Origin of the sequence: Streptomyces rapamycinicus NRRL 5491 (assembly GCF_024298965.1) — a bacterium.
Classification (GTDB): domain Bacteria; phylum Actinomycetota; class Actinomycetes; order Streptomycetales; family Streptomycetaceae; genus Streptomyces; species Streptomyces rapamycinicus.
In genome coordinates, this window is record NZ_CP085193.1 from 6992499 (window position 1) to 7011054 (window position 18556).

The 18556-nt window shown below is 70.2% G+C and carries 18 protein-coding genes; 9 read left to right on the forward strand and 9 right to left on the reverse strand.

Going from position 1 to position 18556, the window contains the following annotated elements:
* The first annotated feature begins 131 nt into the window (after positions 1-131).
* A complete protein-coding gene (locus LIV37_RS29400) occupies positions 132-1244 on the forward strand; it encodes a sensor domain-containing diguanylate cyclase (protein ID WP_121825190.1) in 1113 nt (370 codons plus the stop codon).
* Positions 1245-1569: 325 nt separating this feature from the next.
* A complete protein-coding gene (hutH, locus tag LIV37_RS29405; protein ID WP_121824367.1) occupies positions 1570-3114 on the forward strand; it encodes a histidine ammonia-lyase in 1545 nt (514 codons plus the stop codon).
* Positions 3115-3163: 49 nt separating this feature from the next.
* Here hutH and LIV37_RS29410 read toward each other — a convergent pair whose 3' ends face one another.
* Entirely contained in the window at positions 3164-3481 is a 318-nt protein-coding gene (locus tag LIV37_RS29410; RefSeq protein ID WP_167525787.1) for a hypothetical protein, read from the reverse strand.
* Positions 3482-3580: 99 nt separating this feature from the next.
* Here LIV37_RS29410 and LIV37_RS29415 point away from each other — a divergent pair, with 99 nt between their 5' ends.
* From LIV37_RS29415 to LIV37_RS29425, 3 genes are all read left to right on the forward strand, one after another.
* Positions 3581-3907, forward strand: a complete 327-nt coding sequence (locus LIV37_RS29415; RefSeq protein WP_121824366.1) for a hypothetical protein — start codon at positions 3581-3583, stop codon at positions 3905-3907.
* Positions 3908-4119: 212 nt separating this feature from the next.
* The gene (locus tag LIV37_RS29420; RefSeq protein ID WP_121824365.1) at positions 4120-5397 is read left to right on the forward strand and encodes a L,D-transpeptidase; all 1278 of its coding nucleotides are present in this window, start codon (positions 4120-4122) and stop codon (positions 5395-5397) included.
* Positions 5398-5738: 341 nt separating this feature from the next.
* On the forward strand, positions 5739-6557 hold the full coding sequence (locus LIV37_RS29425) for a VOC family protein (protein WP_020870735.1): 819 nt from the start codon (positions 5739-5741) through the stop codon (positions 6555-6557).
* Positions 6558-6701: 144 nt separating this feature from the next.
* Here LIV37_RS29425 and LIV37_RS29430 read toward each other — a convergent pair whose 3' ends face one another.
* On the reverse strand, positions 6702-8165 hold the full coding sequence (locus tag LIV37_RS29430; RefSeq protein WP_020870736.1) for a DUF2079 domain-containing protein: 1464 nt from the start codon (positions 8163-8165) through the stop codon (positions 6702-6704).
* A gap of 83 nt (positions 8166-8248) precedes the next feature.
* Here LIV37_RS29430 and LIV37_RS29435 point away from each other — a divergent pair, with 83 nt between their 5' ends.
* The 4 genes from LIV37_RS29435 to LIV37_RS29450 all read left to right on the forward strand — a co-directional run bounded on the left by LIV37_RS29435 (position 8249) and on the right by LIV37_RS29450 (position 11230).
* The gene (locus tag LIV37_RS29435; protein WP_020870737.1) at positions 8249-8932 is read left to right on the forward strand and encodes an HNH endonuclease family protein; all 684 of its coding nucleotides are present in this window, start codon (positions 8249-8251) and stop codon (positions 8930-8932) included.
* A 144-nt stretch (positions 8933-9076) separates the two neighbouring features.
* On the forward strand, positions 9077-9694 hold the full coding sequence (locus tag LIV37_RS29440; RefSeq protein WP_020870738.1) for a SurA N-terminal domain-containing protein: 618 nt from the start codon (positions 9077-9079) through the stop codon (positions 9692-9694).
* A gap of 14 nt (positions 9695-9708) precedes the next feature.
* Positions 9709-10743 carry a nucleoside triphosphate pyrophosphohydrolase gene (locus tag LIV37_RS29445; RefSeq protein ID WP_020870739.1) on the forward strand — a complete coding sequence of 345 codons (1035 nt, stop codon included), beginning with the start codon at positions 9709-9711 and terminating at the stop codon, positions 10741-10743.
* Between the two features lie 67 nt (positions 10744-10810).
* On the forward strand, positions 10811-11230 hold the full coding sequence (locus tag LIV37_RS29450) for a DUF6479 family protein (RefSeq protein WP_020870740.1): 420 nt from the start codon (positions 10811-10813) through the stop codon (positions 11228-11230).
* Positions 11231-11329: 99 nt separating this feature from the next.
* On the opposite strand, the gene LIV37_RS29455 is transcribed toward LIV37_RS29450, so the two are convergent.
* From LIV37_RS29455 to LIV37_RS29485, 7 genes are all read right to left on the reverse strand, one after another.
* On the reverse strand, positions 11330-12703 hold the full coding sequence (locus tag LIV37_RS29455; protein WP_020870741.1) for a tryptophanase: 1374 nt from the start codon (positions 12701-12703) through the stop codon (positions 11330-11332).
* A 119-nt stretch (positions 12704-12822) separates the two neighbouring features.
* Positions 12823-13965 carry a tryptophan dimethylallyltransferase family protein gene (locus LIV37_RS29460; protein ID WP_020870742.1) on the reverse strand — a complete coding sequence of 381 codons (1143 nt, stop codon included), beginning with the start codon at positions 13963-13965 and terminating at the stop codon, positions 12823-12825.
* 345 nt (positions 13966-14310) lie between these two features.
* Positions 14311-15657, reverse strand: a complete 1347-nt coding sequence (locus tag LIV37_RS29465) for a cytochrome P450 (protein WP_020870743.1) — start codon at positions 15655-15657, stop codon at positions 14311-14313.
* 9 nt (positions 15658-15666) lie between these two features.
* Entirely contained in the window at positions 15667-16257 is a 591-nt protein-coding gene (locus tag LIV37_RS29470) for a GTP-binding protein (protein WP_020870744.1), read from the reverse strand.
* A complete protein-coding gene (locus LIV37_RS29475; RefSeq protein ID WP_044574205.1) occupies positions 16232-16603 on the reverse strand; it encodes a DUF742 domain-containing protein in 372 nt (123 codons plus the stop codon). The genes LIV37_RS29470 and LIV37_RS29475 overlap by 26 nt, the downstream gene beginning before the upstream one ends.
* Complete coding sequence (locus LIV37_RS29480; protein WP_014061271.1) at positions 16600-17001, reverse strand: roadblock/LC7 domain-containing protein; 402 nt, start codon at positions 16999-17001, stop codon at positions 16600-16602. Before LIV37_RS29480 ends, LIV37_RS29475 begins: the two co-directional genes overlap by 4 nt.
* A complete protein-coding gene (locus LIV37_RS29485; RefSeq protein WP_121824364.1) occupies positions 16998-18149 on the reverse strand; it encodes a sensor histidine kinase in 1152 nt (383 codons plus the stop codon). The genes LIV37_RS29480 and LIV37_RS29485 overlap by 4 nt, the downstream gene beginning before the upstream one ends.
* Positions 18150-18556: the final 407 nt, after the last annotated feature.

Consider the following 18556-nt stretch of genomic DNA (forward strand, 5'->3'; position numbering starts at 1 on the left):
GCTGGAGAGCAGAGCGAACGATGCATGGCCGTGAGGAATGCGAGGCCGTCGTGACGGACAACGGGGAGATCGGCGGACGGCCCGATGGGGTCGACGGACGATTGCGGGCCGTCGTGCGGCTCGCTCAGGAGATGGCGGCGGCCCACACCCCGCAGGAGTCGATGGGCGCGGCGGCCGAGGCGGCCCGCCGCGCTCTCGGCGGCAGCTTCGCGGCGATCTCGATGTGGGAGCGCGAGCGGGGGCGGCTACGGGTCCTGGTGAACGTGGGCGAGCTGATGGCGGGCGAGGAACGGCTGCCGGAGGACGAGTCGTACCCGGTGCACGACTTCCCGGAGATCGCCGAATTCGTACATGAGCACTGGGCCGCGGGCGGGGAGCCGCACGCCTGGGTCGAGACGGCCGAAGGCGTGGGCACGGGCGTCGGCGTCGGCTCGGCCTCGCCCAGCGGCAGCTGGGGAAGGGTGGCCGCGCTGCGGCGGCGCGGCCGCGGCAGCTGTGTGGTGGCCCCGATCGTGCTGCACGGGCGGGCGTGGGGCGAGCTGTACGTGGCCCGGGCGGCCGGACACCCCGTCTTCGACCGCGACGACGCCGACTTCGCGACCGTGCTGGCCTCGGTGACCGCCGCCGGGCTGGCCCAGACCGAGCGCCTGGAGGAGGCCCGCCGCCTCGCCTTCACCGATCCGCTGACGGGCCTCGGCAACCGGCGGGCGGTGGACATACGGCTGGACGAGGCGCTGGAGGCGTACCACGCGGACGGCACCGTGGTGAGCCTCGTGGTCTGCGACCTCAACGGCCTCAAGCGAGTGAACGACACCCTCGGCCATGCGGTCGGCGACCGCCTGCTGGAACGGTTCGGCTCACTCCTGTCCATATGCGGCGCGATGCTGCCCGGGGCGCTGGTGGCCCGGCTGGGCGGCGATGAGTTCTGCCTGCTGGGGGTCGGGCCCCCGGCGGACGAGGTGGTCCGGGTGGCCGACGAGCTGTGCCGGCGGGCCGCGGAACTGGAACTGGGCGAGGGGGTGGCCTGCGGAATCGCCTCCACGGGCGATCCGATCGGCCCCGTGCCGTCGGCCCGCCGCCTCTTCCGCCTGGCGGACGCGGCCCAGTACCGGGCGAAGGCGGCGCGGTCGCTGAAGCCGGTTGTGGCGGGGCGGGACGGGGGTGCGGAGGACGCGGTGATCCGCCTCGCCGACACGTCTCCCGCCCACCCTCCGGAACGCCGCCGCTTCCGAGGCCGCCGCTAACCCCCACCGGGCGCCCCGCCCAGGGGCTCCGCCCCCGCCCCGAACCCGGGGCCAGCCCCCCCGCCCCCCCGGCCCCCGCCGGGGCTCCGCCCCGGACCTCGCTCCTCAATCGCCGGAGAGGCTGAAAGCGGGCTCCCGCCCCTGGCGACACGGGGACTGAGAGGCGGCGCCGCAGCCCTGCGGGGCTCAGGGGCGCGGCCCCATGTTCGAGCCTCTCCGGCGATTGAGGAGCGGGGGCGGGGCCGGAGCCCCGGTTCGGGGAGGGGCGGGGTGGGGAATGACAGCGGGGTGACAGGCAGGGATTCACTCTCTAGGGTGCCTGAATATGGATATGCACACTGTGGTGGTGGGGACGTCCGGAACGACCGCCGACGATGTCATCGCCGTAGCCCGCGGCACCGCGCGGATCGAGATCTCCGAGGCGGCGCTCGACGCCATCTCCGCGGCCCGGCGGGTGATCGACGACCTCGCGGCCAAGCCCGAGCCCGTCTACGGCGTTTCCACCGGCTTCGGCGCGCTGGCCGTGCGCCACATCAGCCCCGAGCTGCGCGCCCAGCTCCAGCGCAACATCGTGCGCTCGCACGCCGCAGGCATGGGCGCGCCGGTGGAGCGCGAGGTGGTGCGGGCGCTGATGTTCCTGCGGCTGAAGACGCTCGCGTCCGGCCGGACCGGCGTCCGGCCCGTCGTGGTCGAGACGATGGCCGCGCTCCTCAACGCGGGGATCACCCCCGTCGTGCACGAGTACGGCTCGCTGGGCTGCTCCGGCGACCTGGCACCGCTGTCCCACTGCGCGCTGGCGCTGATGGGTGAGGGCGAGGCCGAGGGGCCCGACAAGATCGTGCGGCCCGCCGCCGAGCTGCTGGCCGAGCACGGCATCGAGCCGGTCGAGCTCCGCGAGAAGGAGGGGCTCGCGCTGCTCAACGGCACGGACGGGATGCTCGGCATGCTGATCATGGCCTGCGCAGACCTCGCCCGGCTGTTCACCGTCGCCGATGTGACCGCCGCCCTCTCGCTGGAGGCGCTGCTCGGCACGGACCGCGTCCTCGCGCCCGAGCTGCACGCCATCCGCCCCCATCCGGGGCAGGCGGCCAGCGCCGCCAACATGCTGCGGGTGCTGGCGGGTTCGGGGCTCACCGGGCACCATCAGGACGATGCGCCGCGGGTCCAGGACGCGTACTCGATCCGCTGTGCCCCGCAGGTCGCGGGCGCCGGCCGGGACACCCTCGCGCACGCCCGGCTGGTCGCCGAGCGCGAGCTGGCCTCGGCCGTGGACAACCCCGTGGTGCTGCCGGACGGGCGGGTGGAGTCCAACGGCAACTTCCATGGCGCGCCCGTCGCGTACGTCCTGGACTTCCTGGCCGTCGCGGCGGCCGACCTCGCGTCGATCGCCGAGCGCCGCACCGACCGGCTGCTGGACAAGAACCGTTCCCACGGCCTGCCGCCCTTCCTGGCCGGTGACCCGGGCGTGGACTCGGGGCTGATGATCGCCCAGTACACCCAGGCCGCGCTGGTGAGCGACATGAAGCGGCTCGCGGTGCCCGCCTCGGTCGACTCCATCCCGTCCTCCGCGATGCAGGAGGACCATGTCTCGATGGGCTGGTCGGCGGCGCGCAAGCTGCGTACGGCGGTGGACAGCCTGGCCCGCGTCCTGGCCGTCGAGCTGGTCGCGGCCACCCGGGGCATCGAGCTGCGCCGGGGTCTGGAGCCCGCGCCCGCGAGCCGGGCGGTGCTGACGGCGGCGCGCCGGGCGGGCGTCGAGGGGCCGGGCGAGGACCGTTATCTGGCGCCCGACTTGGCGGCGGCGGACGCGTTTGTACGATCCGGAGAGCTGATCGGGGCCGTGGAGTCGGTGACGGGCCCCCTGGACTGAACCGGGCCGGGGGCCGGTGCGCCCCCGATGCGGCTCGTAAGCGAAGGGGCTAGTACGCCTCCGGGCGGGTGCGCCGCACGGAGGCGGTCACCATCGCCACGCCCAGGCCCAGGAAGGCCGTGCCGCCGAAGAGGTACGGGGTGACGTCCACGCTGCCGGTGTCGGCCAGATCCCCGTCGGGCACGGCTTCGGTCCTGGGCCCGGAGCCGGACCCGGCCCCTGGCGAGCCCTCGGAGGTCCGCGAGGACGCCGATGACGATCCCGGGTCCTCCACGGTCGCGTTGGCGGACGGGACGAACCACAGGGCGCACAGCAGCGAACCGGCAGCGGCGGCGGTCAGCAGCGGTCGGCGTGCGTTCAACGGCATCCTCCTTGAGGCTGCGGCAAATTGACCCCGTGCGCCGATCGTAGTGACAACTGCGGGTCGTGCGGAAGCGAGACGGGTCGGCACCCTAACCTCCGTCGCATGACGAGTACCGAGACATCACGGTTTGTCCGGCTTCGGGCGGAGCTTGTGGTAGAGATCGCCGATGCGGACCGGCTACGGCGCGCGGCGTATGAGCGGATCGACGGCGACGATTCCATGGCCGCCGAGGAGCGGGGCCACGCACGCCGCATGGTGGAGTCGGACGAGGCCGAGGCGCTGGCCTATCTGGTCGAGCCGTTCGAGCTGGTGGGGGAGGTGCCGGGGGTGGAACTCGCCCAGGCGTCCTGGAGCAGCGAGCACGTCGACTACGATCCTCGCTCCGCCGAGTGGTCCGGAGCCTTCGTCGGCCCGGACGAGGAGGACTGAGCCCGGAGGGCCGTATCCGGAGGGCCATATTCCGGGTGACGAAGACGGCTGAGCCGTGCGGGTCCGGGTGTCGGCGGGTCTTACGCTTGACTGGCGCCTTTGCTAAGTGGTCTTGCGCACAGTTTTACTGTGCGTGGAACCGGCCAAAAGGTACAGGCGTTCTTATCGGGCAGGTCCGGGGTTTCTGGGGTCCAGATCAAGATCCAGGTCAAATGGAGAAGCGTGTGATGACGGACGGCAAGCGCCGTAAGGGGCTGGTGGCCGTGGCCGCCGTGCTCGGCGGCGTACTCACTCTCGCCGCGTGCGGCGGGGATGGCGGCGGCGACGACGCCAAGAACGACGGGCACAAGTCGCAGTCGCAGGTCGACGAGGCGGCGGCCAAGGACGCGTCGGACGCCCACATCAAGATCACGCCGAAGGCCGGTGCGACGAACGCGGGCATCAACAGTGACACCAAGGTGACGGTGAGCGAGGGCAAGCTCACCTCCGTCACGATGACGTCCGCGGCGACCGGCAACACCGTGGCCGGGACCATATCGCCCGACAAGACGTCCTGGAAGCCGAGTGGGCAGCTGGAGCGGGCCACTCAGTACAAGATCAGGGCGTCCGCCGAGGACTCCAAGGGCCGTAAGGCGACCGAGAACTCGTCCTTCACCACCGTCTCGCCCTCCAACAGCTTCATCGGCAACTTCACGCCGGAGGACGGCTCCACGGTCGGCGTGGGCATGCCGGTGTCCATCCGGTTCGACAAGGCGGTGACCAACAAGAAGGACGTCGAGTCCCACATCAAGGTCACCTCCAGCAGCGGCCAGCAGGTGGTCGGGCACTGGTTCGGCGGCAACCGGCTCGACCTGCGCCCGAAGGACTACTGGAAGGCGGGCTCGACCGTCTCCCTGAAGCTGGACCTGGACGGCGTCGAGGCGTCGTCCGGTGTCAAGGGCGTCCAGGAGAAGACGGTCAACTTCAAGATCGGCCGCTCCCAGGTCTCCACGGTGGACGCCGAGTCCAAGGAGATGAAGGTCGTCCGCGACGGCAAGCTGGTCAAGACCATCCCGATCTCGGCCGGCAGCCCCGACAACACGACCTACAACGGTCAGATGGTGATCTCCGAGAAGTTCAAGGAGACCCGGATGAACGGTGCGACGGTCGGCTTCACGGACGACGACGGCAAGGGTGAGTACGACATCAAGGACGTGCCGCACGCCATGCGGCTGTCCACCTCGGGCACCTTCATCCACGGCAACTACTGGGGCGCCAAGTCCATCTTCGGCAGCGTCAACACCAGCCACGGCTGTGTCGGTCTGTCGGACACCAAGGGCGCGGGCGACCCCAACACGGACGGCGCCTGGTTCTACGACAACTCCCAGGTCGGTGACGTCGTCATCGTGAAGAACTCCAAGGACAAGACCGTCCAGCCGGACAACGGCCTCAACGGATGGAACATGGACTGGAGCCAGTGGGTGGCCGGAAGCGCCGTCGGCAGCGCCTGACACACCCTCTTCTCACCACCGCCGGGCGGCGGCCGGCCTCCGGGCCGGCCGCCGCCCGGCTTTGCGCGGGGCTTTGCGCCCGGCTTTGCGCGGGGCTTTGCGCCCGGCTTTGCGCGGGGCTTTGCGCGGGGCCGTACGCAGGGCGGCGTGCGGGGCCTTGTGCGGCGGCTTCATGCCGGGGCCGGGAAGCCGTGTGCCGCGTTCACGGCCCGTCGGCGAACCGGTGCGCCCGGTAGCGGTCCGCGCCGAGTGGCGTGACGCCCGGGCCGGAGGAGAATGGGCCATGGGGGCATCCCGTACCGGCCGCGCACGGCCGGAAGTGGCGATACGGAGGCGGCCCCATGCCCGAAGTCACGTCCTATCAGCCTGGAACGCCCTGCTGGATCGATCTGATGGTCCCCGACCAACAGGCCGCCCTGGACTTCTACTCCGGGCTGTTCGGCTGGGAGGGAGAGGTCGGCCCTCCGGAGACCGGGGGCTATGCGACCTGGTCACTGCGGGGCAAGCCCGTCGCGGGGGTGATGTCCGCGCAGTCGATGGGGGAGGAGGCCCCGCCGCCGACCGTCTGGACCACCTACTTCTGCTCCGCAGACGCCCAGGCCACCTCGGAGTCCATCAGCCGGGCCGGAGGCACCGTGCTGATGCCGGTCATGGATGTGATGGACCTCGGGCGGATGCTGGTGGCGGCCGACCCGCTGGGAGCCGTCTTCGGCGTCTGGCAGCCACTCGGCTTCACCGGCGCGGGCCTCGTCAACGAGCCGGGCACGCTGATCTGGAACGAGCTCAACACCACCGACCGGGAGGCGGCTTCGGCCTTCTACGCGGAGGCGCTGGGCGTGGAGTCGACCCCCATGGAGGGCGAGGGCGCCGAGGGCTATTTCGCGCTCTCCGTCGACGGCCGCACGGTAGGCGGGCTCCAGCCGCTGCGGGAGGGGATGCCACCGGAGGTGCCCCCGCACTGGCTGGTCTACTTCGCCGTCGAGGACACCGACCGCATTTCGGCCAAAGTGTCCGCCGAGGGCGGCACGGTCCTCCGCCCGCCGTACGACATGGTCGCGGGCCGGATGTCGCTGGTGAAGGATCCGCAGGGGGCGCCGTTCGCCCTGATCGCCCCGAAGCCCATGCCTTCCAGCCCCTCAGGGGGCACCTCCCAGCGGTAGCTGGGCGAGTTTGAGGAGCGGGGTCCGGGGCGGAGCCCCCCACGCGGCGGAGCCGCATATCGATGCTGCCGGGAAGGGGCGGGGCGGGGAGCAGCCCCGCCGCAGGCGCCAAGCTCCGCCGGACAACCCCCAGCCGGACAGACCCTAGCCCCGCTTGAGGACGAAGTAGCCGGACGTGGAGCCCACGGGCGTGTACGAGCTGCCCGGGTGGAGCTGCCCGGCGTACTCGATCACCTGCCGCTCGGTGCGCTCCGGCGGCTCCTGGAGGGCTATGTAGTCCGGCCGTATGTCCTGCGTGGCGCCGACCCACAGCACCCGGCAGCGGCTGGTGAGGCGGCTTATCGGCCCGACGTTGGCCTCCACCGTCGCCCCGTCCGGGATCCGGTCCAGCAGCCGCTCCACCGCCCGCGTCTGCGGTGACTTGTCGTATGTGGCGCCCTGGGTGAGGCCGTACAGCGGCATGGAGGACGACAGCGCCAGGGCCGCGCCGCACACCGCGGCGGGCAGCTGACGGGCGTACGAGGCGAGCCAGGGCCGGTGGGTGTCGCGGACCCGGTCCAGGGCGTCCACCAGGGCCAGCAGGGCGACCGGCATCAGGACCGCGCTGTAGTGCCAGTCCGTGCCCCAGTAGTGGTCGTCGTGGGAGAGGAAGCGCCAGCCGAGGGTGGGCACGGCGGCCAGCAGCAGCGGGGAGCGCAGCGCCAGCAGACCGGTGGTCGGCAGCAGGATCCACAGCAGGGTGCGCAGCGCGGTGCCGAACGGGATCGTGCCGGTCTGGTCGCCGCCGCTGCCGACCTTGTCCCAATAGTCGTACGAGCCCGCGCCGTTGAAGCCGGGGATGACGACGCCGAGCGCGAGCGCCGAGACCGCGACGCCGAAGCCCATCAGCGCGACGGCGAGCGGGACGGCGCGGGGGCCGCGCTCCGGGTCGCGCCGGGCGCGGATCCAGACGACCGCGCCGATCGCGGCCACCGTGGCGCCCATGTCCTCCTTGACGAAGACCAGCGGGGCGGCCCACAGCAGCGCCGCGTACCAGCGCCCGCGGATCACCGCCTCCAGGGAGAAGGCGATGAGCGGGATGGCGAAGCAGATCTCGTGGAAGTCGAAGTCCACGGCGCGCTGGAGGCCCCAGGACACCCCGTAGGCGATGCCGATCGCGAGCCCCCGGCCGCGCCCCAGCAGCCGGGCGGCGACGCGGGTGACGGGGACGGCGGAGACGGCGAACAGCGCCGCCTGCGCGACCAGCAGGGTGACCGGGCCGGGGAAGACCCGGTAGACGGGGCCGAGCAGGGCCGTTATGGGGCTGAAGTGGTCGCCGAGGATATTGGCGCCCGGGCCCTTGAGATCGGCTATGGGGGCCTGGAAGTGCGCGTACGCCCGTATCGCCTGCTCGAAGATGCCCAGGTCCCAGGACATGGTGGCCATGCGGCGGTAGCGGCAGACCGACAGCGCCGTGAAGGCGGCGAAGAGGGCGAGGGCCAGCCAGTACGGATCGGCCCGTGGCTGCCGCAGTACGCCTGCCCTCGTGACAAGCCGGGTACGCCCCCTGATGGCGGCGGTCGCCCCCTCGGCGCCGGTGCCGGGCGGAGCGGTTGCGGCCGTGTCCATCCAGGATCCTTATCGTGTGGGCGGTCTGTGCGAAAAGATACGCGAAGGGGGCGGGAAGATTGCGGGGACGGTTTCGCATACCGATGCGAAGTTCCGCGGCGGTGCTGGCCGCGCTGCTGGCGGTCGGCGGCTGCAAGGCCGGTGACCAAGACGGCAAGGGCGCTGACGAGGGCGGGGGCGGTCCGAGCCGGCCCGCGGCGTCCGGCTCGGCCCTGGCGGCTGTGTCCTCGCTCACAGTCAAGGGCCGTGCGCCGAAGACGGGTTACGAGCGCAGTGAGTTCGGCAGTTCGTGGGTGGACACCGACGACAACGGCTGCGGGACCCGCGATGACATCCTCAAGCGCGACCTCGAGGGCGTGAGGTTCCGTGACGGCCACTGCCTGGTCGCCTCGGGCACGCTCGCCGACGATCCGTACACCGGCCGTGATGTCCGGTTCGTCCGGGGTCACAGCAAGGTGGACATCGACCATGTGGTCGCGCTGTCGGACGCCTGGCAGAAGGGCGCCCAGAAGTGGGACCGGGACAAGCGCCTGGAGTTCGCCAACGATCCGCTCAATCTGATCGCCGTGGACGCCTCCGCCAACCGCCGTAAGGGCGACGGCGACGCGGCGACCTGGCTGCCGCCCAACAAGGCGTACCGCTGTGCCTATGTGGCGCACCAGGTGGCGGTGAAGAAGACGTACGGGCTGTGGGTGACCGGGGCCGAGAAGGGTGCGATGCGGCGGGTGTTGGGCGGCTGCCCCGGCACGAAACTGCCCGCGCGCTAGCCTGCCGGGGCCGGGGGCGGCCGGGAGGCTGACCAAGACCGTGGTGAATCGTTGTCCAAGCAGTGGCCTAGGCCGCGCCGACTCCATACCATCGATCAACGCCAGATCGTTTGTCGCGCCGCACGATCTCTGCCGGGAGGCTTAATGATCCGCCGCCGTACTGCGCTCACCGTCTCCGCCGCGTCCGCGCTGCTGCTCTCCGCACCGCTGATCACCGCGTGCGGCGACGCCCCGCGGCCCGGTGCCGCGGCGGTCCTGGACGGTGGCCGGATCACCGTGTCCCAGCTCCAAGCGCAGGTCAAGGCCGTCCGGCAGGCTCAGAGCAGCGACCCGAGGGCGGCTCAGACGGTCGCGGGGAGCGGCCGGCTGAACCAGGACACGCTGATCCGGATGATCCAGTTCCGAGTGATCGAGCGGGCCGGTAAGGACAACGGGATCAGCCCCAGCCGCCGCGAGGTCCAGCGCGCCCGCTCCGCCGCCGAGAAGCAGAGCGGCGGGTCCACCGCCCTGCGCGCCCTGTATCTCCAGCAGGGCATCGCGCCCGGCGGGATCGACGAGGCGGTCCGGATGGACCTCACGCGCAACGCGCTGCTGCGCAAGCTGGGCACCTCCAAGGTCAATGAGGTGTTCACCCAGACCTCCAAGGCGCTCGACATCCGGGTGAACCCCCGCTACGGAAAGTGGGACAACACCCAGGGCACCGCCGTCCTGGCCAAGGAGGCCTGGCTGCGCACCTCCGGCGGTACCCCCGAGCAGGCGTAAGTTACGTTGCAAGGGTGACCGCACCCGACTCGCCCGCCCCTGCCGACGCCGCCCCCACCGGGCGCATCGTCCTCCTCACCACAAGTCACCGGGTGGCGCCCGGACTGCTGTCCTGGCCGGCCTGGCAGGCGCTGCGCGGTGCCGACCGGGTGCTGTCCGGCGATCCGGACCATCCGCAGCTGCCCTATCTGCGGGACGCGGGCGTCGAGGTGGAGCCGGGCGCCGCGCCGGGCGCGCGCGAGCTGGTCGACTACTGCGTGGCGGAGGGCGGCCGCACGGCCGTCGTGATCACCTCCGCCGAGGGCGAGTCCGAGCTGACCGACGGGCTGGCGCGGCTGGCCGGATCCGGCCGTGAGGCGATGCCGGACCTGGAGCTGCTGCCCGGTTCCTACGATCTGCCGGGCGCGCGGCTGCTCGATCTGGTGCAGGTCATGGACCGGGTCCGGGCCGAGTGCCCGTGGAGCGGCACCCGGACCAACGAGGAGCTGGTGAAGTACGGCATCGAGGAGGCGTACGAACTCGTCGAGGCCATCGAGGAGGGCGACCGCGAGGCGCTGCTCGAGGAGCTCGGAGATGTGCTGCTCCAGGTCGTCTTCCACGCCCGGATCGCCCAGGACGACCCCGAGCACCCGTTCTCGATCGACGATGTGGCGGGCGGCATCGTGGACAAGCTGATCCACCGCCATCCGCATGTCTTCGGCGACGAGGCCGCCGAGACCCCGGAGGACGTCCGGCGCCACTGGCTGCGGACCAAGGCGGCCGAGAAGCGGCGCGATTCGGTCACCGAAGGGGTGCCGCTCGGCCAGCCCTCGCTCGCGCTGACCGCCAAGCTGGCCTCCCGCGCCCGGACGGCCGGGCTCGACGTGGCCCTGCCGGACGGGGCGGGCATCGGCTATGAGCTGCTGGCGCTCGCGGCGCGGGCCGAGGCGGACGGCGTGGACCCGGAGGCGGCGCTGCGCGCGGCGGCCCGCGCCTACCGTGACGCGATCCGGGCGGTGGAAGGGGCCGCGGCGGAGGGGCCCTCGGCGGAGGGGCCCACGGCGCGGTGACGCCGGGCCGGGTGTGACGCCGAGGCGGCCGGAGTGATATCCGGGCGGGTCCGGGTACCCGGCCGCCATGGATACGTACACCGAGGATCTCGCCGTGACCCGGGACCTGCTGGTCGGGACGGGGCCGCTCATCGTCGGGCTGGTGGTCGTGATCCTGTGCTTCGGGGCCGTGTGGTGGGGGATACGGCTACGGGCCCGTGAGCCGGTCCCGCCCCAGCGGCCGCAACGCCGCGCCGGTTCCTGGCAGAAGGCCCAGGAGGCCGACCACGAGGCGCGGGCGGCGGGCCACGGCCCGGGGCACCAGGACGACGAGGACAGCGTCGGCTATGTCACCCAGAACCGCGAGCCCGATGAGGTGGACCGGGACGGCCGCCGCCGGTTCCCGTCCGAGCTGGGCGGCTCCGGGACCCGCGACTCCGGTAAGCGTGGCACCGAGGACAGGCCCAACTGGCGCGAGGGCAGCAGCGGTTCGTTCGGCAACGGCTGAGCGGTCGCGGGTGCACGGTGGGTGCGTACGACGACGAGACGACGAGGGCCCGGCACCGGTGGTGTCCGGTGCCGGGCCCTCGTACGGCCGTCGTGGAGGTCAGCGCCTGATGGGCACCGGCTCCAGCGTGGCGCGGAAGTGGCGCAGGATCGGGGACTGGTCGGTGATCCGGAAGCCGTAGACCTGGTCCGCGTTCTTGGCGATCTTCGCGAGCGTCTCGCCCACGTGGTCGTAGTGGCTGCGGGTGTAGACCCGGCGCGGCAGGGCGAGCCTGACCAGCTCGTACGGCGCGCTCTTGACCGGGTTGCCGTGCTCGTCCTCCTCGCCCAGGTAGAGCGACCCCAGCTCGGCCGAGCGGATGCCGCCCTCCAGGTAGAGCTGGCAGGCCAGGGCGTGGCCGGGGTAGTGGTGCGGCGGGATGTGCGGCAGCAGCCGCCCGGCGTTGAGGTAGAGGGCGTGCATGCCCGGGGGCTCGACGATGTCCACGCCCGCGGCGCGGACCCGGTGGGCGAGGTGGGAGGCGATCTCGGCGCGCTCGGCGAGATAGCTCGGCTCGGTCACCTCGGTCAGCCCCTGCGCCATCATGTCGAGGTCGCGTCCGGCCAGACCGCCGTAGGTCGCGAACCCCTCGGTGGCGATGAGGAGCAGTTCGCACTTCTGGGCGAGCTCGGGGTCGTTGGTGCCGATGAAGCCGCCGATGTGGACGATGCCGTCCTTCTTGGCGCTCATCATGCAGCCGTCCGCCAGGCGGAACGCCTCCTCCGCGACCTGCCGCGGGGTGCGGTCGCGGTAGCCCAGCTCATGACGGGTGACCAGCCAGGCGTTCTCGGCGAACCGGGCGGCGTCCAGGAAGAGCGGCACCCCGTGCTGACGGCACAGGGCGGCCGTCCGCTTGAGGTTCTCCATGGACACGGGCTGACCGCCGCCGCCGTTGTTGGTGATGGTCATGACGACCACGGCGACCCGGGAGCCATCGGGCCCGGACAGTGTCCGGGCGAGCGCGTCCAGGTCGATGTTGCCCTTGAACGGGTCGGTGCTGTCGAGGTTCTTGGCCTCGGGGCACGGCAGGTCGCGCGCCTCGGCGTCGTTCAGCTCGACATTGGCCCGGGTGGTGTCGAAGTGGGTGTTCGACAGCACGAGGTCGCCGCGCTCCAGCAGGGTGGTGAACAGCACGCGCTCGGCGGCGCGCCCCTGGTGGGCGGGGAGGATATGGGCGTAGCCGGTGAGCTCGGTGACCGTCTCGTGGAAGCGGTAGAACGAGCGGGAGCCCGAGTAGGACTCGTCGCCCGCCATCCCCGCGGCGAGCTGGGCGGCGGACAGCGCCCCGGTGCCGGAGTCGGTGAGCAGGTCGATGGTCACCTCTTCGGCGCGCAGGTCGAAGAGGTTGTAGTTGACACGCTTCAGCGCCGCTTCGCGCTGCTGCCGTGTGGTGACGGGTATCGGTTCGACAACCTTGATCCTGTACGGCTCCACGCTGCCCCTGCTCCTGTCTGTTCGTCGTTCGGTGTTTCGGCGTGCTCGGCGTGCGGTGTCCCGGAGTTCGATTTCCCGGTGTGCTCGGTGTGCTCGGTGGTTCGATGGCCCGGCGGAGTTCAGAGCCGAGCCCGCACCCGGTCACGGGTGGGGACCGTCTCGCGGGGCGGCCGGGTCTCGTACGCCTCGGAGGAGACGTAGACGGTCACCCGCCGGGGCCGGCCGCGCTGGTGGACGAGTGCCAGATAGGCGATCAGGCCCACGCCTTCGCCGAGGGGACGCGGGCTCACGGCGGCCAGCGCCCGGTCGAGGGCTGCGCTGTCCATGTCATTGCTGCGCAGTACGGCCACGGCCCGCTCCCGCGCCTCGCCGTCGTGCCGGACGTAGTCGCGGACGGGCACGTGGAGCGTGTATCCGCTGGGCAGCCCGGTCGCCGTCTCCGTGAAGGAGTGGCAGGTGAGGGCGGGGCGCCCGGCGAGCCGGTCGGCGCCCTCGTCGTCGGCGAGGTCCCCGGTGGGGAAGTCACCCACGGTGCGGAAGAACTCCTCCAGCCCCTCCCGGCCCGGTGCGGGGGTCATCCGGGGCAGGGAACCCGCCTCGGCGGGGGACATCCCGGGGTGCCTGAGGTAGACCTTCACCCTCGGGGCGTCCCAGTCGCCGAGGTCCAGGGCGAAGAACGGGAAGCCCTCCGCCCGGGGCAGCGAGTCGAACGCTTGGCCGTGGCCCAGCCTCGCCAGCGCCTCGCGGACCGTCTCGGCGGCCCGGTCGGCGCCGTTCGCCGAGGGGTTGAGGTAGACCTTGACCCCGGGGACGCCGCCGGGGCGGAGCTCCAGGGCGCACCACAGGGCCATCGGGCCCTCGGGGGACGGGGGGAGGAACAGGTCCTCGATCCGGTCGAGCTGGTCGGTCGAGAACCCCCAGCGGTCCGCCATGGCGTGAATCGACCGCAGACCGGTCCGGCCGTTCTCCGCCAGGTCGTTCCCGCTGGAGCAGCCCGGCTCCACCAGCACCCGCAGGTCCGGGGTCTGGCCCGGCAGGAAGGCCAGGGAGAACTCGACGGGGCTGTGGTCGTCGGAGAGAAAGGTGTGCGACGGGGGCGGCAGTGCCAGCGGCCGTCCGGCCGTGGCCCCGAGGCTCTCGATCAGCACCCCTGTGTACGCGGCCATATCGGCCTCGCTCAGCCCGGCCACGTGGCACAGCCGGGTCAGCTGGCCCGTGGTGAGGTCACCGAGCAGGGCCTCGCCCGAACGGAAACCGTTCATCGAACCTCCCGCTGAATCGAGAGGAACGGCTGTTTTGGTTTAGGCGGTGGGGATAGCCGGTGTTCCGGTACCACGAGAAGATACCCGCCCCGGGGGGCGGGTATCTGGGTTCCCATCGCGTGTGCTTCCGCGAAATTAGGGTAGGTGTTCGATTGGCCGCGGGTGTGGGGGTGCGGTCGGGATATGAGTGAAACCGCTGATCGTCGACCGACAGTGATGTCGCCGGCGGCGGGAGACCTCACGACAGCTCCTCTTAGATTTTGGCCAACATAAATTGCGCAACACTGCCTACCCGTTCACTTGAACATTCATGCGGTATGAAATGGGTTCCCGATGTGACCTAGATCACGCTCTCCACCACGAGAGGAACGAACTCCACAAGCCGCCCTTCTCCTGCTTATTCTGGGCGTGGGCGCGATGGTCGCCCGTGGGGATCTGTTGCTGCGTAACGGGCTGTTTTTCCGTACGTATCGGAGTGAATCGGGCAGGGAGTGCGTTCAGCCCTCGGTTGAATGGTCCGGGGCGCCACGTCAGGCTCGACTCGGGCACCGCGAGCTCGATGTCCGGCAGCTTGTTGAGCAGTTTTTCGATGGCCACCACACCGATCAGCTGGCCGGTGTCCTTGGCCGGGCAGGCGTGCGGACCGGCGCTCCATGCCAGGTGAGCGCGCTTGCTGAGCTGCTGCCGGGAGGCGGACAGCGCGGGGTCGCTGTTCGCGGCCGCGATGGAGACCAGCACCAGATCGCCCGCCCGCAGCCGGGTCCCGGCGAAGTCCACATCGGTAACCGGGTAATGCGGGGCGTAATTGGCCATTGGCGGGCTGTTCCACAGCACATCGTCGAGGGCGTCCTCGACCAGCAGCCCGGCCCCCGCGTACCGCTCGTCCGAGAGCAGTAGCAGCAGCGCGTTGGCGATGAGATTCCGCTGCGGCTCGGCCCCGGCGCCCAGCAACAGCACCAGCTGATGAACCATTTCACCGTCGTTCAGCTGGGCATGGTGTTCCATAAGCCAGGAGGTGACATCGTCTCCGGGCTGCTTGCGCTTCAACGCGACGAGTTCGGCCACGCTCTGGCCGAGTACCTCGTTCGCCTTCTCCGCATTGATTCCGTCGAATATCCCGGAAATGCCGAAGATGACCCGGTCGCCAATTTCCGCCGGACATCCGAAAAGCTCATTGAAAACAAACAGCGGCAGCAGTTTGGCATAATCGTTGAGCAGATCGGCCGAGCCGCGGGAGATGAACTGGTCCATCAGATATTCCGCGACGCGTTCGACATGGCGGCTCAGCCGATGCGTGTCCACCCGGGCCAGGCTGTCGGTCACCGCCTGACGCAGCCGCATATGCTCGGCGCCGTCGGTGAACATGCAGTTCGGCCGGTACTCCAGCAACGGGACGACCGGATTGTCCCGGGAGACCTTGCCCTCGTTGTATTCACGCCAGCGGCGCGAGTCCTTCCGGAAGGTGTCCGGGTTCTGCAGCAGCTGGAGCGCCGCCGAGTAGTCCGTGACCAGCGTGGCCTCGACGCCCGGGGAGAGCTCCACCGGCGCGGTCGGGCCGTACGAGCGCATGTAGGTGTAGTAGGCACCCGGATCGGCGGCGAACTCCGTCCCGTACAGCGGCACCCGCTTGCCACTGCCATGGGCGGGGCAGCCGGGTGGTGGCGCCGCCGGAAAATCCGATTGCATGTTCATCAGGTGCTCCTAGCGGGTACGTTCCTGTAGGTAACGGACAAGCGTTATCAGCGCGTTGGCCGATGACTTCTCGTCACGTGCGTCACAGGTGACGATCGGGGTCTCGGGCAGCAGATCGAGCGCCTCGCGCAATTCGTCGTCGGGGCGGTCCGGCGTGCCATCGAAGTGGTTGACGGAAATCGCATAGGGCAGTCCGTAGTGCTCCACCAGGTCGATCACCGGGAAGGATTCCTTGAGCCGTTCGGGATCGACGAGGATCAGTGCCCCGAGAGCGCCTCGGGTCATGTCCTCCCACACCTGGACGAAGCGCTCCTGTCCGGGCGTGCCGAAGAGATACAGGACAAGTCTGTCGCTGAGCGTGAGCCGGCCGAAGTCCATGGCCACGGTGGTCGTGGTCTTGCCCCGGGTGCCCATGAGGTCGTCGACATGGGCTCCGGCCTGAGTCATCCGCTCCTCGGTGCGCAGCGGAGGAATCTCGGACATGGTGCCGATGAACGTCGTCTTTCCGACCGCGAAATGCCCCACGACCAGGATCTTGGCCGCGATCTGCACCGCTTCGTTCAGATAGACGTCATCATCCGAAACGGGCCTGGAGCCCATCCAGCACCTCCTGAAGGAGCGAAACGTCGACAAGCTGCGCGGGAGGCGCGGGTGCGCGGGTGACGAGGTATCCGTCCGAGGAGAGATCGGACAGCAGGACCTTCACGATGCCGATCGGAAGTCCCATGTGTCCGGCAATCTCCGCGACCGAGAGATAACCACCCGAGCACAGCTCCAGGAGCCCGCGCTTCTCCGGGTCGAGATGGCTGGGGGGTCTCTCTTCGGAGGCGGTGACCAGCGTGATCAGGTTGAACTGGTCGTTCTCCGGAAGCCCTCGACCGTTGGTGATGACGTACGGTCGCACTAATTGAGCGGATTCGGGCTCCTGCTCGCCTGGCGCCGTCATGCCTGAATTCCGGTGTTTTCGCGAGGTGGTGTGCTCAGCGCCTTGCCGAGCTGCCCGACAAGCTGCTGCATCCGGAAGGTGATGTCGGCCATGTCGACATCCGGCGCCGAGGAGACCGCCAGATACGCGCCCTCACCCGCGGAGATGAGGAAGACCCAGCCACCGTCGAACTCGACCAGGGTCTGGCGCCACGTCATATGGGAGCCACCGCAGAAGCCGGCCATGGTGCGGCTCAGCGACTGGATGCCGCTCATCGCCGCCGCGACGGTGTCGGCCTCGTCCTTTTTGACCTCTTGAGAACGGGCCATCAGCAGACCGTCGGCGGAGACCAGGATCGCATGACGAGCCCCTGGTACTTCCAGGGCGCTCTCAAGCATCCATGACAGGTCGTTGTTCACTGAGGATCATGCCCTTCCCTGTTCGGGGTTCCTGCTGAGCGTCCGGACTGAGTGCCGCGCTGGAACGCGCCCATGATCGAAGCGGATTCCTCGCTCGTCCGGGCCGGGGCACTGGCGGAGTCTGCTCTGGGAACGATGGAAATCGAGCCCTTACGGCGACGTTTGGGCAGGCCCCCGGCGGTGGAACCGCCCACGGTGGAACCGGTCATGGTGGAACCGTCCGGCTGCGGCTGCGGCTGCTCGACCGCGGCGGGAGCGTGGGTCGTCGGCTGCTCTTCCGGCTCGGGCATATTGGTCAGAAGGTCCTCGGGGAGAAGCACGACCGCGCGAACACCACCGTACGGAGAGGCCGAATCGACGGACACCGTGAAGCCATAGCGCGCGGCGAGCACACCGATCACCGCAAAACCGAACTGCGGCGGATTGCCCAGTCCCGTTACACCGGTGGCGTGCGTGGCCGAGAGCAGCTTGTCCGCCCGGTTCTTCTCCTCCTCGTTCATACCGACGCCGGCGTCGTCGATGATGACGCAGACGCCCTTGGGGACGGTGCGAATGGTGATGTCGATGGGCGAGTCGGGCGCGGAGTAACTCGTCGCGTTGTCCAAAAGCTCGGCCAGCGCCAGCGCGACCGGTTCCACGGCCCGGCTGACCAGGGCGAAATTGCTCTGCGAGCGGATTTCCACCCGGGTGTAGTGACGGATGCGGCCCTTGGCGCTGCGCACCACGTCGTAGACCGAGGCGACGGCGCGCTGCCGGCCCAGCCAGCCGTCACAGAGCACCGCGATGGACTGCGCACGCCGACCGAACTGCGAGTTCATGTGGTCGATCTCCAGGAGGTCCTGGAGAAGCTGGTGCTCGCCGTACTTGTCCTGCGTCTTGGAGAGGGCCAGCTGCTGCTCGTTGGCGAGGCCCTGAAGGGTACGCATGGCGGACTTCAGCGCGCTCTTGGTGGCCTCTTCGGCGCGGTTGTGGGCTTCCTGCACCGCCTCGGCGTAATTGTTCTCGAGGTCGGCCGCGCGTTTCTCTAGGTCCGCCTTCTCCTGGCGCAGATTCGCTCGCGCCTTTCGCCCGCGGATAATGGCGGTTGCGGCGAGAGGCGTGCCAGCGATCAGGGCCCAGAGCGCTGGATCCTGTAGATATTGCGTCATTGAGACTCTCTTTAAACGACTAGACCGCCAGGGACTTTAGGGAGGTGTGGTGCGTTATGCGTCTGGAATGGTCGGGGCGGCGGTAAGTCAGCGCCCGTACGGCGCCCGCGGGTTCCGGGGACATCGCACTCGTCTTGCCGACGGCAGCGCACAGGAGTCGGTGCGCCGGAACGGCTCCGTATGCCCGACTGGCGGCATAATGCTCCTCAGAGTGGGGATCCTCTCGGCGTGATGTGCCGGATCGCCGTGTGTCTTACGCGCCCTTGGCTCGCCTGGCAAGCGCGGTGATCGTATCACCGGTATCACTGGGCCCCGTGCATGTGCCCCAGTCCCATTCGTTCACCTGACGACGTTTCAGCCACACCGCCAGTTCACCGCGTTGACCGACGTCAGGGCATGTTCCGGGG